This is a genomic window from Pseudoflavonifractor phocaeensis (assembly GCF_016901955.1).
Lineage (GTDB): Bacteria > Bacillota > Clostridia > Oscillospirales > Oscillospiraceae > Flavonifractor > Flavonifractor phocaeensis_A.
Window position 1 is genome coordinate 1 of sequence record NZ_JACJLC010000066.1, and the last position, 16580, is coordinate 16580.

Below are 16580 nucleotides of genomic sequence, written 5' to 3' on the forward strand. Positions count from 1 at the left end.
TTTCCAAGGCGCATGTCCTTGGAAATAACGGATTTTGATTTTATTCTGCGGCCTGCGGGCCGCAGAACTCTGCGAGGCTTCCTCTGAGTGAGGTTTTTCGACAGACTGAAGCTTCCCCCCTCAGGGGGGAAGCTGGCAGCCGCAGGCTGACTGATGAGGGGGATCCCCATATAACTCGCGCCCCCTCATCCGGCCCTTCGGGCCACCTTCCCCCCTCAGGGGGGAAGGTATACTGCACACTATCAAAGGAGACAAAAACCATGTCCATTCTCATTCACAACTGCACCGCCGTGCTGATGGACGAGGCGGGCACCGTGATGCCCAACGCCTATGTGGTGGTGGAGGGGACCAAGATCCGTTCGGTGGGCACCGAGCGGCCCTGGGGCCCCTTTGATCAGGAGATCGACGGCAAGGGCAACGTGCTCATGCCCGGCTTCGTCAACGCCCACACCCACGTGCCTATGACCGCCATGCGGGGTTATGGGGACGGCAACAACCTCCAGGACTGGCTGAACCACTATATCTTCCCGGTGGAGGCCCGCTGGGACGACCGGGCCATCCGGTGCTGCACCGACCTGGGGCTGGCGGAGATGATTGCCTCCGGCGTCACCTCCATTGCCGACATGTATATGCACACCGACGTCATCGCCCAGGAGGTGGCTGCCGCCGGCATCAGCGCCAATCTCAGCTGCGGCGGCGTGCAGTTCTGCGACGGTTTGGACCCCGCCACCCACCTGGACTGCGTGATACAGCGGGAGCTGACCGAGAAGTGGCACAACTACAACGACGGCCAGATCCGCATTGACGCCTCCATCCACGCCGAGTACACCTCCCGGAAGGAGCTGTGGCAGTGGATGGCCGACTACGCCCGGGAGCACGATCTGGGCATGCACGTCCACATCTCCGAGACCCAGGCCGAGCACCAGGCCTGTCTGGACCGCCACGGCAAGACCCCCATCCAGACCCTGAACGATTACGGCGTGTGGGACACCCGGGCCATTGCCGCCCACTGCGTGTGGACCACCCCGGAGGACTGGGCCATCATGGCGGAGAAGGGGATCTCCGTCATCCACAACCCCATCTCCAACCTGAAGCTGGGCAGCGGCATCGCCCCGGTGCCCGCCATGAAGAAGGCGGGGGTCAATGTGTGCCTGGGCACCGACGGCGTGTCCTCCAATAACTGCACCGACTTTTTCAGTGACCTGAAGTTCGCCGCCATCCTCCACAACGGCGCCAATCACGATCCCCTGGCCCTGCTCCCCCTGGACGCTCTGAAGATGGCCACCCGGAACGGCGGCATCGCCCTGGGCCGCCAGACCGGCGTGATCCAGGGTGGCTATGACGCCGACCTGATCCTGGTGGACTTCTCCCACCTGAACCTGACCCCCTGCCATAGCGTGATCTCCAACCTGGCCTACGCCGCCCACGGCTCCGACGTGGTAATGAATATGGCCCGGGGCAAGGTCATATACAAGGATGGGGACTTCCTCACCATTGACCTGGAACGGGTACGCCGGGAAGTAGCGGACTACGCTCTGCCCCTGCTGTTTGAGAACAGATAAGGAGGACTATCCTTGGCTAGCCAGCAGAACAAAAATACTTTTTACGGCGCGGCGGCCTTTTTGGCCATGACCACCATCATCGTCAAGGTCATCGGCGCCATCTACAAGATCCCGCTGACCGCCCTGCTGCCCGACGAGGCCTATGGCGACTTCAACGCGGCCTATAACATCTACACCTTTTTCCTCACCATCTCCACCGCCGGCCTGCCTGTGGCCCTGTCCAAGACGGTAAGCGAGTGCAACACCCTGGGCCGCCAGAACCAGAAGGCCCGGGTGTTCCAGGTGGCGTTTTTCTCCTTCCTGTTCATGGGGCTGCTCAGCTTCGTGTGCATGTCGGTGTTCTCCCCCATCGTGGCCAAATACGTATTGCAGAATGAGAAGGCGGTCTTTGCCGTGCTGGCCCTGTCCCCGTCGGTGCTGTGCTCCTGCTGCTGCTCCGCCTTCCGGGGCTACGCCCAGGGCCACATGAACATGATCCCCACCGGCATCTCCCAGGTCATTGAGGCCCTGTCCAAAATGTTCCTGGGCCTGGCCCTGGCCTTCCTCATCCTCAACTCCTCCATTCCCGACGACGACCTGCGCAGCCGTCTGTCCGCCTCGGGGGCCCTGCTGGGCGTGTCCATCGGCTCCATTCTGTCGGTGACTTTCCTGGCAGTGAACCATATCCGTACCGCCCGTCGGGAGCGGGTCCGCTCCAACGACCGGCCGGATACCTCCAAGCAGATCCTGGTCCGGCTGCTTAAGCTGGCGGTGCCCATCACCCTCAGCTCCTGCACCCTGACCATCGTCAACCTCATTGACACCGGCCTGGTGCAGAGCCAGCTCCAGAGCGTGTTCACTGCCATTCAGGACGGACTCACCGGCATCAACAACAGCGTGCTGGACATCTTCCCCAAGGCGGTGGAGATTTTCCAGGAAAACCTGGCCGCCTTCCAGACCGAGGTGCTCACCAACCCGGACACCCAGCTCAATCCGGTGCTGGACTCCGCCCGTGGGCTGTATGGTATCTACAGCAAAACCATGAGCATCTACAACCTGCCCTTTAACCTGATGGTGCCCCTTACCGCCTGCATCGTCCCCGGGGTGTCCGCATGCATCGCCCGACGGGACGGCCTGGGGGCCCAGCGCACCACTGAATCCGCCATGCGGGTGAGCGCCCTCATCGCCCTGCCCTGCGGCTTCGGCCTGTTCGCCCTGGGTACCCCCATCATTCAGCTGCTCACCGTGGGCAACGTGGATGAGACCATTGCCGGCCCTCTGCTGTCCGTGCTGGGCATCGCCTCCATCTTCGTGTGCATCCAGGTGGTGGCCTCCGCCATACTCCAGGCCAACGGCATCGTCAACCTGCCCATCATCACCATGATCATCGGCGGCGTGTCCAAAGTGATCGTCAGCTATACCCTGGTGGGCAACCCCAAGTTCATGATCTTTGGCGCTCCCATGGGCACCCTGACCTGCTTCGTGGTGGTGTCGGTGCTCAACCTGCTGGTCATCAAGCGCCTGGTACCCCATCCTCCCCGGCTGGTCACCGTATTCCTCAAGCCCCTCATCGCCTCCGTCTTTATGGCCGCCGGCGCCTGGGCTGTTCAGGGTCTGCTGGCCAAGTTCCTGTCCGGCTCCCTGCTGATGAACGCCATCACCACCGCCGGGGGCATCCTGGCTGGCGTGATCATCTACGTGATCCTGGTGCTGGGACTGCGGGTGCTGTCCAAGGAGGACCTGGAAATGATGCCTAAGGGTGACAAAATCGCCAGGCTGCTCCGGATCCGCTGAACAAAATGAAAAAAGAGGTTGCAGGAGGCCATGAAATATGGTAGATTTTCAGTACAAGGATTCCTATGACGTGCGGGACCTGGAGGAGATCGTCCGCATCCTCCGGGCGCCCGGCGGCTGTCCCTGGGACGCTGAGCAGACCCACCAGTCCATCCGCCGCAACTTCCTGGAGGAGGCCTACGAGGCCGTGGAGGCCATCGACGAGGGCAGCCCCGATCACCTGAAGGAGGAGTTGGGGGACGTGCTCCTCCAGGTGATGCTCCACGCCCGGATGGAGCAGGAGGAGGGCCGGTTCGATCTGGACGGCGTGGCCGACGGCATCTGTAAAAAGCTCATCTTCCGTCACCCCCATGTGTTTGGCAATGTGGAGGTCAGCGGCACCGGTGAGGTACTCTCCAACTGGGAGACCCTGAAGCGCCAGGAGAAGGGCCAGGCCACCAACACCGACGCCCTGGAGGCGGTAGCCCGCTCCCTGCCCGCCCTGTGGCGGGCGGAAAAGGTGCAGAAGAAGGCCAAAAAGGCCGGCTTCGACTGGCCGGACATCTCCGGCGCCCTGGACAAGCTCTCCGAGGAGATCGGGGAGCTGAAGGCCGCCGTGGCCCAGGGCACCAACGTGGAGGAGGAGCTGGGGGACCTGCTGTTCTCCGCCGTCAACGTCTCCCGATTCCTGAAGGCCGACCCGGAGGACGCCCTCAACCGCGCCACCGACAAGTTTATCCATCGTTTTCAGAAGGTGGAGGAATTTGCCGCCGCCCAGGGCCGCTCCATGGAGGGCATGACCCTGGAAGAACTGGACAAGCTATGGGAGCAGGCAAAGGGATCCTGACAGCCCGTTTTTTTACCATCCGATTACTTTAAGATGATCTACAGGAGGAAACTGCACCATGAACAAGGCTGAACTCATTAACGCCGCCGCCGATAAGGCCGGCCTGTCCAAGAAAGATATGGAGACCGCCCTCAACGCCGCCATCGAGGTCATCTCCCAGTGTCTGGCCGAGGGGGAGAAGGTGCAGCTGGTGGGCTTCGGCGCTTTTGAGGTGAAGAGCCGGGCAGAGCGCACCGGCCGCAACCCCAAGAGCGGGCTGTCCATCAAGATCCCCGCCTCCAAGGTGCCCGTGTTCAAGCCCGGCAAGGCCCTGAAGGATCTGGTGTCCCAGTAAACAGAAAAATGCCCGTCCTGCCGGACGGGTATTTTTATTCGGAAACGGAAGGAGGATTCAAAACCATGCGTCTGGACAAATGGCTGAAGGTGTCCCGGCTTATCAAGCGCCGTACGGTGGCCAACGAGGCCTGCGACAACCAGCGGGTCACCGCCAACGGCCGCCCGGTAAAGGCCAGCTATGACGTGAAGGAGGGGGACGTGCTGGAGCTCCGGTTTGGGGAGCGCACCGTGAAGGTGGAGGTGCTGTCGGTGGCCGAGCACGTGGGCAAGGCCGACGCCCCCGCCCTGTACAGGGAGCTGCTCAGCTGAGCCCCTCCTCCAGCACCCCCGCCAACAGCAGGGCATAGTCCGCCAGGGTATCCAGAGGGGCCCGCTCGTCCACCGAGTGGGCGTCCAGGATATCCGGGCCGGTGGAGGCCATTACCAGCCCCGGGGCCTTGGCCCGGAACACCGAGGGCTCCAGCCCCACGTGGACCGCCGTGATCTCCAACCCCCGCCCGGTCTGGGCCCGGTATACCCGGTCCAGCGCCCGGGCCAGGGGGTTGTTTTTGTCCCCCGGCCAGCCGGGGTAGCCCGTCCGGTGGCCGGTAAAGCCGTGGGCGGCGGCCAGGGCGGCGTTGACCGTTCCCAGCGCCTCCTCGTCCTCCCGCCGGGCGGCTCGAATAAACACCCTGACCTTACAGGCCTCCCCCTGGGCCTCCACCACCCCCAGGTTGGCCGAGGCCCCCACCACCTGGGGGAAGGCCGGATCCATTTGATACACCCCGTGGTGGATGCCGCCCACAAAGGCCAGCACCGATTCCCGGGCCTGCTGTGTCCACACCTGGTCCGGGCAGGGAAGGGGGACGCAGGCGAGAGTCAGGTTTGGGTCGGTGGCCCGGTACCCCTCCAGCGCCGCCGCCAGGGCGGACAGGTCGGGGGCCTGCCCGCCCACCACCACGCACTCCGCCGCCGCAGGGATGGCATTGAAGGCGGTACCGCCGGAGAAGGAGGCCACCGGCAAGCCCGGACGGGCCGCCAGCCAGGCGGCCAGCAGATGGATGGGATTGGCCCGGCCCAGATGGATGTCGTCCCCGGAGTGGCCCCCGGTGCCGCCGGTGACGGAGATCTGCCACCCTTGCCCCTGTGGGGCAGGGATTTTTTTCAGGGGCTTTTGCCACTCCTCCCGGCGTCCTCCGGCGGAGCCCACAATGGCCCGGCCCAGGTGAAAGCCGTCGGTGTTCAGCAGGGCGGCGGCCCCCTCCAGCCAGACCGGATCCACCTCCTTGGCCCCCTCCAGGCCCACCTCCTCGCTGACGGTAAACATGAGCCGCAGGGGCCCGTGGGAGATCCCCCGGCCCAGCACCCACAGGGCGGCGGCGTTGCCCAGGCCGTTGTCCGCCCCCAGGGAGGAGCGGCGGTCGGTGCGGAGATATCCGTCCTCCTCCAGAATGGTCACCGGGTCCCCGTGCGGGTCAAAGCCACTGCCCGGCGCCACGGCGCACACCATGTCCATATGCCCCTGGAGAATGAGCAGAGGCTCCCCCTCCCGGCCCGGGCTGGCGGGCAGATCGGCCCGCAGGTTGCCCGCCCCGTCCCGGACGGGGGAGAGGCCCAGGGCGCGCAAATATTCCACATAGTCCCGGCCGGTGGCCTCCTCCTCCCCCGAGGGGTGGGGGTGGCGGGACAGGGTCCGAAAGGTGTGTATTACCCCGGCTGTGACGGCCTGACGGCCCTCCAGTCGTTCCAGCAATGTCATATGGGTCATCCTTTCTGCGTTGTAGCCGGCTTCCGGCGGGCAGCCACAAGGGCTGCCCCTGCACATACGCTTTTATTTTACCACGGCATGGGGGAGAGGGCCAACTTTTCCTTGACAAATCCTTCCCCGGCGCTATAATAGTGCATTAAGGTGTCATGACATCTGTAATGACGTATAGAATGAGGAACGAGACATGGGACAGCTATCCGCTTTTCTCAAAAAAAAGAACATTGTGATCTCCGGCAAACGGTACGGGGTGGACGCCCTGGGGGCCATGGCCCAGGGCCTGTTCTGCTCCCTGCTCATCGGCACCATCCTGGACACCCTGGGGGACCAGCTGGGTCTGGCCTTCCTGGCGGAGGTGGGGGGCTACTGCTCAGCCATGAGCGGGGCGGCCATGGCGGTGGCCATTGGCTACGCCCTCCAGTCGCCCCCCCTGGTGCTTTTCTCCCTGGTCACCGTAGGCTATGCCGCCAATTCCTTGGGCTCCACCACCCTGGACGGAGGCAAGGGGGCCGGCGGACCTCTGGCGGTGCTCTTTATCGCCGTCATCGCCGCCGAGCTGGGTAAGGCGGTGAGCAAGGAGACCAAAATCGACATTCTGGTCACCCCCTTAGTCACCGTCCTGGCCGGAGTGGGCCTGTCCGCCCTGTGGGCCCCCGCCATCGGCACCGCCGCATCCGCCATTGGCGACTTTGTTAAGTGGGCCACCGTCCTCCAGCCCTTCTGGATGGGCATCCTGGTGTCGGTGGTCATCGGCATTGCCCTGACTCTGCCCATCTCCTCGGCGGCCATCTGCGCCGCCATTGGCCTCACCGGCCTGGCGGGGGGCGCGGCCGTGGCGGGCTGCTGCGCCAACATGGTGGGCTTCGCCGTCCTCTCCTTCCGGGAGAACCGGTGGGGCGGCCTGGTGAGCCAGGGCCTGGGCACCTCCATGCTCCAGATGGGCAATATCGTGAAAAACCCGAAAATCTGGATCCCCGCCATCCTGACCTCAGCCGTCACCGGGCCTCTGGCCACCTGCCTGTTCCATCTGGAGATGAACGATCCGGCGTCCGGCGTGGCCTCGGGCATGGGCACCTGCGGCATGGTGGGTCCTATTGGGGTGTACACCGGCTGGGTCAACGACGTGGCCACCGGCGCCAAGGCGGCCATTACCTCCTTCGACTGGGCGGGGATGATCCTCATCTGCTTCGTGCTGCCGGCGATACTTACCTGGCTGTTTGGCCTGTTCTTCCGCAAGATCGGTTGGATCAAAGAGGGGGACCTGACCCTGGACTGAGCCGCCCTGTACAAAAGACGGACCCGCGTGGTCCGTCTTTTGTTTTGCCAGGCTTTAGAAAACCTTTAACAAACCTTTAGTTCAGATCTGGCAGGCTATGGTATAATACCACCAAATCCATTTGGTACGGAGGTGCCCTATGCCGCTTACGGAACAACAACAACAGCAGCTTCAGGCTCAGCGGGCCAAAAACCAGCAGATCATCCGCCAGGAGGCCGACCGGTTTTTCGCCAACACGGCGGCGGATCTCCACATGGATCTGGATCAGATCAACCGGGAGCGGGCGGAGCTGGCCCGGGGCCGCCGCCCCCTGCCGGTGAAGGAGGACGAGGCCCTTGCCCAGCTGGGCCGCAAAGAGCTGACCCCCGAAGAGGTGGCCGCCCGCCAGGCGGAAGAGGAGCGGGCCAAAGCCGACGTGGCCGCCTGGATGGCGGAGCAGGAGCGGGAGGCCCGGCGGCTCCGGGAGGAGCGGGCCGCCCGGCAGGGCGAAGGGGCCCCCCAGACCGAAGAGGTCCCGGCGTGGCGGGAGACCGACGAGACCCGGGCCCGGCTGGACGCCCTGCGGACCCGGGTCAACGAAGAGTTGGTGGAAAACGAGGCCCTGGAGGACGAGCTGCAGCGGGCCCACGAGGAAACGCTGACCCAGACCCGGGCCCAGATCCTGGAGGCCCGGGCCAGAGACAGCAAGGAAAAGGTCGAAGAGGAGGCCCGGCTCCGGCAGGAGCAGGCCCGCAAGATCGAGGAGGAGCGCCGGCTGGAGGAGCAGCGCCGCCGGGAGGAGGCCCGGCTCCGGGCCCAGGAGGCCCAGGCGGAGCGGGTGCGGATGGCGGAAGAGGCCCGCGCACAGGCCCAGCTCCGGGCGGAGGAAGAAGAACAGGAGCTCCGGCGGTGGGCGGAGCTCCGGCGGCGGGAGGCGGAGCGCCTGCGGGAGGAGGCCTTCCAGGCGGAGGAGCGCCGGCTGGAGGAGGAGCGGGTGGCCCGGGAGGCCATGCAGAACAGCCAGCAGGAGCTGGCCCGGGACGTGGTCCGGTGGGACCAGCTCCAGGGGGACCAGGTGTGGAATGAAGAGGCCCTCATGCCCAGGGACACCTTCCGCTACCTGACCGCGGAAGAGCGGGCCGGCATGGGCAAGATCAGAAAGGCCTGTTACCATGTCAAGCGGGTGTTCTGGCAGAGAGACCTGGCCAGCCGGCGGGCCAAGTGCCGCAAGGCCGTGGCGGGGCTCAACCGCATCCACGGACAGCTGACCCGCAACGACGCCCAGGGGGAGCTGACCATCCAGCCGGAGCCCCAGTCCATGGAGGCGGGGCTGGAGCGGAACACCCTGTGGAACGAGGCGGAGCAGTCCCACGCCAACCTCCACCTGCTCCACTCCATGGGCCGGTACGCCCAGCAGGAGTGGAAGGCCCTGCTGGAGGCCAACGGCATCAAGGACGCCTTCAAGGGCCTGCGGGTCTACGGTGCCGCCGCCCAGGCCGAACAGGCCGCCCAGGCCGGCGTGGACAACTTCCAGGTGATGAACGCCTACCTCCGGGCCGGCCGCAATGTGGAGCGGATGCCCCAGCACCTGCGGGCCCGGCTGACCCCGGAGCTCAGGCGCCTCACCGACGACGCCGCCGACGGCATGAAGCTGGCCCGGCTGCCCTTCAACCTGACCCTCCAGCGGAACATCGACCTGGACGGTCTGTCCGCCATGCTGGGGATCAACGAGGCCCAGGCGGCCCACTACTTCACCCACTACCAGGAGCAGGCCAACCAGCACCCCATCCTGCAGGAGAAGGGGTTCTGCTCGGCCTCCCTGGCCAAGAATGCCTTTACCCGGCGGAAGGTGGATCTGGTGATCCTGGCCCCCAAGGGCACCGCCGCCGTGGCCATCGGGGGCACCGATCTGGGGCGGGTGCCCCTGGAGGAGGAGGTCCTGCTGGCCCCCGGCACCAAGTTCCGGCTGGTCAGCGTAAAGATGGTCAAAACCCAGCCTCTGCCCGGACAGGGCAACCGGGCCCCCGGCCAGCAGGATGCCGCCCAGGGGGGAGAGAACTATCATCAGAACACCTTTGCCCCCACCACCCAGGATACCGATGTGGCCCCGGACCGGTGGGAACAGGAGAAAGACAGCGCCGACACCGTGTGGCGGGTCTATCTGGAGGCCCTGCCCATGCACGACGGCGGCGTTCCCCGGGACCAGCCCGTCCAGCCCAATTAAGGAGGTATGACCATGGAATGGATTCGCACCGCCGTCACCGGGGCCCATGCCCAGGCCCTGGAGCCCTTTGTCATGCCCCAGGTGTGGGCCGACCCCGCCCGGGACAGCTTTTGGTTCCTGGCCGCCCGGCAGGAGTCCGGCCCCATCCTGGGCGTGGTGGTGGTGGACCCGACGGCCCCCGAGGCCCGGCTGCTGAGCATGGGGGTGGCCACCGCCTTTACCGGCATGGGGGTGGCCACCGACCTGCTGGACTATGCCATCACCCTGTTGGACCAGGCAGGCATCCCCTGGCTGGGCCTGACCTACACCCTGCCCCCCAGCCAGTGGCCCCCTCTGGCCTCCCTGCTGGAGAACGCCGGGTTCCAGCTGGACGGGGCGGAGGGCTATGCCTATGAGACCACCCTGGACCGGGTGGTGAACCACCCCCTGCTGGCCCCCAAGGGGCCCGCCCCCCGGCTGGTGAGGCTGGGGGAGCTGTCCCACCTGGAGCGGGGGAAGCTCATTACCCTGCTGACCCAGAACCACACCGACCCCTCCATCCTGGCCGACTGCGACCCGGATACCAGCTTCCTCTGGCCCACCGACCAGTCCTTCGGGGGCATGGTGCTGCTCACCCCCCCGAGGGACGGGGTGATCTCCGACCAGTGGACCTGGTTCAGCCCGGAGGCCGCCCGGTCCCGGGTACCGGTCCAGCTGTTTTACGCCGCCTTTTCCCAGGCCGCCCGGACCTGTCCCCCCGATACCCGGGTGGTATTTACCTGCGTCAACGAGGCCAGCGACAAGCTGCTCCACCACTTCTTCCCCGACCTGGCGCCTACCCGGTCGGTACGCTCCTACATCACCGCCACCCAGGCTGACCTAACAGAGGAGGAGCGGGAGGAGGAACTGCCCCCCATGGCCCCCACCCCCTACCGGGAGGCCTACTGGAACGACATACACCTGGAGCCCGCCGACGAGAACGAGCTGGTGTGCGCCGGGTGCCGGTACCGCATGAAAGAGGATATGACCGTCTGCGGCCAGTTCCTCCGCAAGCCGGGGGCGGTGCTTTATGGCGGTGCCTGCCCCGCCTTTTTCGCTCGGAAGTAGAGCGGGATCTGCAATACCGTGCTATCTACAGGGGCGGGCGGGATTAGACCCGCCCGCCCTTTCCCTAAAAATGAGCAATGGCCGCCTTTTGGCGGCCATTGCTCGTTTTCATTTATTCCAGAACCCACTGGGGCAGTACATTTTGGCAGAACCGCATAAGGATGGTGGCGCTTTGGGCCCGGTCGGCGCTTCCCTTTGGCTGGAGCAGTCCCTGATCGTTGCCGGTGAGCAGCCCCCGCTCCACCGCCCACATGGTGGCCTCAAAGGCATAATTGCTGGTATCGTAACGGTCGGGATATTTATTGAAGTCGCTGACTCCGCTGACCCCGCCGTCATATCCCCGCTCCCAAACGTAGCGATACAAAATGGTGGCCATTTGCTCCCGAGTAATGGGCTGCTCGGGGAGGAACTGGTGCTGGTCGTTGCCCTCCACGATGCCCAGCTCCATGGCCCAGGCCACCGCCTTTCGGTACCAGGCGTCCCTGGGTACGTCGGTGATTTCGCTGAGCACCACATTGCTGCTGGAGGGGCGGCCCTCCAGATTATACAGGATCTGCACCAGCATGGCACGGGACAACGGCATACCAGGCGCGAAGGTGGTGTCGGAGGTGCCGTTCATCAGGCCTTGCTCCCAAACATAGGAGATCCCCTCCAGGGCCCAATGGCCTGCCACATCGGTAAAGGGCAGATCGGAGTCCTCTCCCGGCTGGGGCTCGGCCACCTGCTGGCCGCAGACGGTACAGATCCCGTCCCGGTCGGGCTGGTGGTCGGTCTTGGGGATGGATTCCTGCTTTTCCGCCCCGCACACTATACAGGTATAGGTCCGCTGGCCCTCCCGGGTACAGGTGGGTTCCCGAGTGACCTCCCCGTCGTCATACTGGTGGCCGGAAGCGGACAGGGTACGCACCTCCCGCTCCCCGCACAGAGCGCATATCCGCACCTCCGTGCCGGTGTCGGTACAGGTGGGCTCGATGGTCACCTGCCAGTCCCCATACCGGTGGTCACAGGCACCCTGGATCTCCAGGGTGGCTGAGGCGCCGCCCAGAGTCACCGTCACAGTCTGGGTGCCGGAGACGGAGGAGTCATAGCCGGAGCACATGGCGGCGATGAGGGGGAGCTTGCACCTGCCATGGACAGAGCAGGTGGCGGTAACGGTGATATTGGCCGCAGCCAGGGCCTCCTCCAGATCCCTGCCGCCCAGGGACAGGGTGGAGCTGGACAGGGACAGGTTGGAGTAGGCGCAGCTGCTCCCCACAAAGTGCTGGGCCCAGTACAGCCGGTCCCCCTGGGCGCAGCCCACCCCCATGTGGGTGAGGGCGGCATTTTCGATGTTGGCCCTGTGGCCGGAGCTGTTGAGCCAGCCGTTCATCACCGCCTGGGCGCTGCCATAGCCGTAGGCGATGTTTTCAGCGGCGGTTCTGTAGGAGATTCCGTAGTCTTCCAGCACCGTAAAACACCGGCTGCCGTCCGGCCGGGAGTGGTCGGAGGCGTAGAGCACCGTCAGCTCCTGGGCCCGCTGGTTGCCCGCCTGCTGCATCTTATCGCTGGTGGACAGAGGAGAGAGACCCATGCTCATCCGGTGGATGTTGGTCAGCCGCAGCACCTCCCATTCTTCATCGCTGACGCTGCTGTCGTAGGTCAGCTGGATCTGGCCGCCGGGCTCCTCCGGGGTCTCTGTACCGGGATCTCCGCCGGTAAGGGCATTGACGGCGGTGGTATAGGCGGCGGCGTCATAGCCCCCGTCCCAGCCGTAGCGGATGTTGCCGCTCTGGTCCAGCACGATGGTGGTGGCGTACAGCACCGAGTTGTCGCTGGAGTCCTTCAGCCCCGCCGCCTTCATATACTTGATGGCCTGGGAGGCGCCGTTGTACATGGGGTCGTAAGACCAGGCAAAGACGATGGAGCTCCCCGGAGCGTAGGTGTCGGCGTAGGAGCGCACCAGGTCCTCGCTGGGGCTGACCCGCTGGCCGTCCACATAGCCGGGACAGCCGATGGCAATGACCTGCACGTCGCCGCCGGAGGCCCAGCTGGCGGAGGCCAGGGCGGGAATGGTACGGTTGGAGTTGAGGCAGCCGCCGGTGACGTTGTAGAACACCAGCACCTGCACCTTGCCCTTGTAGGTGTCCTGGGTGATGGTCCTGCCGTCCAGGGTGGTATAGGTCCAGGTGACGCTTGAGGGCACGTTGACCTGCTCCACCGCCAGGGCGGCGGGCAGCAGCCCCAGCAGCAGGCACAGGGTCAGCAGCAGGCTGGCCAGTGACTTGGTTTTCTTCATCGCTCATTCCTCCCTCTTTTTAAAAAAGCGCGCCGGGCGGCGCGCTTTTTTGGTTGGACGGGTTTACTTTACATAATATACGTAGTTGTCCTTTCTGGGGGCGGGAGCGGGCTTTTCCCCGTTCCAGTAGCCCAGCACGCAGTGGCCGATGCCCTCGTAGTCCCCCTGGACGCCCCACTTGGCCAGCAGGGCCTTGCCCTCCTCAGACTCAAACTCCTCCTTGGCCCGGTGGATCCAGCAGGAGCCAAGCCCCACCGCCTCGGCGGCGTTGAGCAGGTTGTCCATGACGCAGCAGCCGTCCTGGAGATAGGTGGGGGCGCTCTTGTCCGCCAGCACCACCAGCACAGTGGGAGCCCCGTAGAAGGGGTCAAAATCCACCCCCATGATCTTGGCGTTCATCTTGCTCAGGGCGGCCACGGTATCCGGATCCTGGACCGCCACGATGATGGGGGACTGCTTGCCCATACCGGTGGGGGCCCAGGTACCTGCCTCCAGCACGGCCTGGAGGGCCTGGTCGCTGATCTGTTCCGGCTTATAGCTGCGGCAGCTGCGCCGCTCCTTCATGACATTCAACACTTCCTGATTCATATGCTACGCTTCCTTTCCGCCTGGCGGCTGTTTCCAAAGAATAGTATACTCCGGATCTTTATTCCAGTAAAGTACCAATGGCGGGGATTTTATCTGTTTTTTTGGGGCAGTCCTTTGCTTCCCATTCCGTTCTTTTCGGCTGACAAGGGCGGCCAGGTATGATATAATGCGGTATCGGGCAATCTGAGAAAAGGAGCGGCTGGAGATGAAACTGAAAGTATTTGGCTATCTGATGCTGATCCTGGCCATTACCGGCGTGGTGCTGCTGGTCATTGCTCTGCGGGGGTAGGACGCCCCCATATCATAGAAAAGAGGTACACTGTTTGGAGTATCAAAAGCTGACCCTCCCCAATGGGGTACGGGTCCTCACCGAACAGGTGCCCGGGGTGCGCTCGGCGGCCCTGGGCATCTGGGTGGGCACCGGCTCCCGGCACGAAAAGCCGGGGGAAAACGGGGCCGCCCATTTTATCGAGCACATGCTCTTCAAGGGCACCCAGACCCGCTCCGCCGCCCAGCTGGCGGCGGAGATGGACGCCATCGGGGGCCAGGTCAACGCCTTTACCACCAAGGAGTGCACCTGCTTTTACGCCCGGGTGCTGGATTCCCATTTGCCTCAGGCAGCCGATATCCTGTGCGATATGTTTTTCCACTCCAAATTCGACGACAGCGACGTGGACACTGAGCGGGGGGTCATCTTAGAGGAGATCGGTATGTACGAGGACAACCCGGAGGACCTGTGCGCCGAACGGCTGGCGGGCGCGGTGTTCAAGGGCTCCCCGCTGGCCCGGCCCATTCTGGGCAGACAGCCCATTCTGGAGTCCATGAACGGCCCCTGGCTGAAGGAGTATATGCGCACCCACTACGGGCCCCGTCGGGTGGTGGTCACCCTGGCAGGGCGATTCACCCAAAAGGACGTGGACGACCTGACCGCCCGGTTCTCCCATCTGGAGCCCCAGCCTCCGCTGAAAACCAGGCCCGCCGCCTACCGCCCGGGCATTACCGTAAAGAAAAAGGCCATTGAGCAGAATCATCTGACCCTGGCCTTCCCCGGCCTGTCCTTTTCCGATCCCCGGCGGTTCACTCTCCAGCTGCTGTCCTCGGTGCTGGGAGGCGGCATGTCCTCCCGGCTGTTTCAGCAGGTGCGGGAGCGGCGGGGGCTGTGCTACTCTATCTATTCCTACGGCACCTGTCACGACGACACCGGCTACTTTGGAGTGTACACCGCCCTGGGGAAGGAGACTGAGGGCCAGGCCCTGGACACCATCCTGGCGGTCATCCGGGAGGTCACCGACCACGGGGTCACCCAGGAGGAACTGGACCGGGCCAGAGAACAGTCCAAGGCCAACGTGCTCATGGGGCTGGAGTCCACCCAGGCCCATATGAGCAGCCTGGGCAGGGGAGAGCTGATGGTGGGCAGGGTGCTGGATGAAGAAGAGATCATCGCCGCCTACGACGCTGTCACCCGGGAGGATGTGCGGGTCCTGGCCGGGGAGCTGCTGGATCTGTCCCACGCCTCCCTCTCCGCCGTGGGCCGGGTGGGCAAGGCGGAGGACTATCAGCGACTGCTCCACTGAGCTGTGGAAAACCCTGTGGATAATGTGTAAAACTTTTCATCTATGTTAAATGGGCCTGCCGCGGCAATGCGGCAGGCCCATTCGATTTTTGTCCGTGGGAGTTATTATCAATCGCCCCCTCATTCGGCCCTGCGGGCCACCTTCCCCCCTGTGGGGGGAAGGTCAAGGGTCCCCTGACACTATCTCCTATCCTATACAAAGACCACCTGGACCAGAAACATGTACAGGATGGTACCGCCAAAGATGCTCACCAGGTTGTTGTGGAGCCACAGGTGGAGAGCCACCACCACCCCCACGGAGATAAGCTGAGGGGCCCAGCCCCCCACCGCCAGGAAGGAGATGTCCTTCAGGCAGTAGACGATGAGCATGGCGATGATGGCGGGAGGAAGGACCTTACCCAGATACAAAATGATTTTGGGGGGCGCGGCTCCCCGGTCAAAGAGGAGGAAGGGGAGAGCCCGGGTAAGAAAGGTCACCACCGCCATTACAGCGATGGAGGCCACGGCTGCTTGGGGGGTCAGCATGATTCTGTCTCCTCCTTATCCTCCAGTTTGTCCCGCAGCACCAGCAGGATCACCACAATGATGCCCAGGGACACGATGAGCATTTGCTGCTGTCCAAACCACTGGCCTAAAATGATGAGAAACAGGATGGTCACCAGCCCCCCCATCAGGGCGGGCAGGTGCTTTTGGTAGGCCTTCCACTGATCCACGGCGATGACCACAAAGAGGGCGGTCATGGCGAAGTCGATGCCGGTGGTATCCACTGGGATGAGGGCTCCCGCCACTCCACCGATCACCGAGCCGATGATCCAGTAGCTCTGATCCAGCAGGGCGATGGCAAAGTAAAAATTCCGGGGATTTACCCCCACCGGAGCCTGGGCTGAGGCCAGGAGGGCGTAGGTCTCGTCAGTGAGGGAAAAGATCATGTAAAACTTCCGCCAGCCCATGCCCTTGAACTTCTCCAGCATGGACAGGCCGTACACCAGGTGGCGGAAGTTGATAAGCAGGGTCATGAGGGCCACCGTGCCCAGGGCGGCGGCGGTGGACAGGAGGGTCACCCCCAGATACTGTCCTGATCCGGCGTAAATGGTCAGGGACATGAAAAAGGCCCAGATAAAGTTGTAGCCCACAGCCTGAAGCATAAAGCCGAAGGCCATGCCGATGGCCAGATAGCCCATGAGCACCGGCACCGTCACCGGAAAGGCCGCCGCCAGCGACTTGCGATCCATAGTTATGACCATTCCTTTCCGCTGCGCTTCAAGGCACCAAAGGAAAATGAAACACAGGTGTCTCTAACGCAGCAAGTCGTAATTTGTTAGAATAGGCTTGAGGAAG

General features: G+C 64.1%; 14 protein-coding genes. 9 read left to right on the top strand and 5 right to left on the bottom strand.

What is annotated here, in order from left to right:
- Window positions 1-260: 260 nt before the first annotated feature.
- The 5 genes from H6B51_RS12790 to H6B51_RS12810 all read left to right on the top strand — a co-directional run bounded on the left by H6B51_RS12790 (window position 261) and on the right by H6B51_RS12810 (window position 4806).
- A complete protein-coding gene (locus H6B51_RS12790) occupies window positions 261-1562 on the top strand; it encodes an amidohydrolase family protein (protein WP_204884064.1) in 1302 nt (433 codons plus the stop codon).
- Between the two features lie 12 nt (window positions 1563-1574).
- Window positions 1575-3335: a putative polysaccharide biosynthesis protein gene (locus H6B51_RS12795; protein WP_243421294.1), complete on the top strand. Its 1761-nt coding sequence runs from the start codon at window positions 1575-1577 to the stop codon at window positions 3333-3335.
- 37 nt (window positions 3336-3372) lie between these two features.
- On the top strand, window positions 3373-4161 hold the full coding sequence (gene mazG, locus H6B51_RS12800) for a nucleoside triphosphate pyrophosphohydrolase (protein ID WP_204884065.1): 789 nt from the start codon (window positions 3373-3375) through the stop codon (window positions 4159-4161).
- A 58-nt stretch (window positions 4162-4219) separates the two neighbouring features.
- A complete protein-coding gene (locus H6B51_RS12805; RefSeq protein ID WP_204884066.1) occupies window positions 4220-4495 on the top strand; it encodes an HU family DNA-binding protein in 276 nt (91 codons plus the stop codon).
- Window positions 4496-4560: 65 nt separating this feature from the next.
- Entirely contained in the window at window positions 4561-4806 is a 246-nt protein-coding gene (locus tag H6B51_RS12810; RefSeq protein WP_204884067.1) for an RNA-binding S4 domain-containing protein, read from the top strand.
- Here the strand turns inward: H6B51_RS12810 and H6B51_RS12815 are convergent.
- Entirely contained in the window at window positions 4799-6235 is a 1437-nt protein-coding gene (locus H6B51_RS12815; protein WP_204884068.1) for a M20/M25/M40 family metallo-hydrolase, read from the bottom strand. The genes H6B51_RS12810 and H6B51_RS12815 overlap by 8 nt on opposite strands.
- A gap of 193 nt (window positions 6236-6428) precedes the next feature.
- Here H6B51_RS12815 and H6B51_RS12820 point away from each other — a divergent pair, with 193 nt between their 5' ends.
- From H6B51_RS12820 to H6B51_RS12830, 3 genes are all read left to right on the top strand, one after another.
- The gene (locus tag H6B51_RS12820; protein WP_204884069.1) at window positions 6429-7517 is read left to right on the top strand and encodes a PTS sugar transporter subunit IIC; all 1089 of its coding nucleotides are present in this window, start codon (window positions 6429-6431) and stop codon (window positions 7515-7517) included.
- 139 nt (window positions 7518-7656) lie between these two features.
- Window positions 7657-9720, top strand: coding sequence for an ADP-ribosyltransferase (locus tag H6B51_RS18150; RefSeq protein WP_204884070.1), 2064 nt, complete (start codon window positions 7657-7659; stop codon window positions 9718-9720).
- Window positions 9721-9732: 12 nt separating this feature from the next.
- The gene (locus H6B51_RS12830; protein WP_204884071.1) at window positions 9733-10806 is read left to right on the top strand and encodes a GNAT family N-acetyltransferase; all 1074 of its coding nucleotides are present in this window, start codon (window positions 9733-9735) and stop codon (window positions 10804-10806) included.
- A 112-nt stretch (window positions 10807-10918) separates the two neighbouring features.
- Here H6B51_RS12830 and H6B51_RS12835 read toward each other — a convergent pair whose 3' ends face one another.
- The gene (locus tag H6B51_RS12835; protein ID WP_204884072.1) at window positions 10919-13081 is read right to left on the bottom strand and encodes an S-layer homology domain-containing protein; all 2163 of its coding nucleotides are present in this window, start codon (window positions 13079-13081) and stop codon (window positions 10919-10921) included.
- Between the two features lie 63 nt (window positions 13082-13144).
- A complete protein-coding gene (locus tag H6B51_RS12840) occupies window positions 13145-13669 on the bottom strand; it encodes a nitroreductase (RefSeq protein ID WP_204884073.1) in 525 nt (174 codons plus the stop codon).
- A 323-nt stretch (window positions 13670-13992) separates the two neighbouring features.
- Between H6B51_RS12840 and H6B51_RS12845 the strand changes: the two genes are divergently transcribed.
- A complete protein-coding gene (locus tag H6B51_RS12845; RefSeq protein WP_204884074.1) occupies window positions 13993-15243 on the top strand; it encodes a M16 family metallopeptidase in 1251 nt (416 codons plus the stop codon).
- Between the two features lie 191 nt (window positions 15244-15434).
- Here H6B51_RS12845 and H6B51_RS12850 read toward each other — a convergent pair whose 3' ends face one another.
- Both H6B51_RS12850 and H6B51_RS12855 read right to left on the bottom strand, forming a co-directional pair.
- Window positions 15435-15767 carry a branched-chain amino acid transporter permease gene (locus tag H6B51_RS12850; protein ID WP_204884075.1) on the bottom strand — a complete coding sequence of 111 codons (333 nt, stop codon included), beginning with the start codon at window positions 15765-15767 and terminating at the stop codon, window positions 15435-15437.
- On the bottom strand, window positions 15761-16474 hold the full coding sequence (locus H6B51_RS12855; protein WP_204884076.1) for an AzlC family ABC transporter permease: 714 nt from the start codon (window positions 16472-16474) through the stop codon (window positions 15761-15763). The genes H6B51_RS12850 and H6B51_RS12855 overlap by 7 nt, the downstream gene beginning before the upstream one ends.
- Window positions 16475-16580 lie beyond the last annotated feature (106 nt).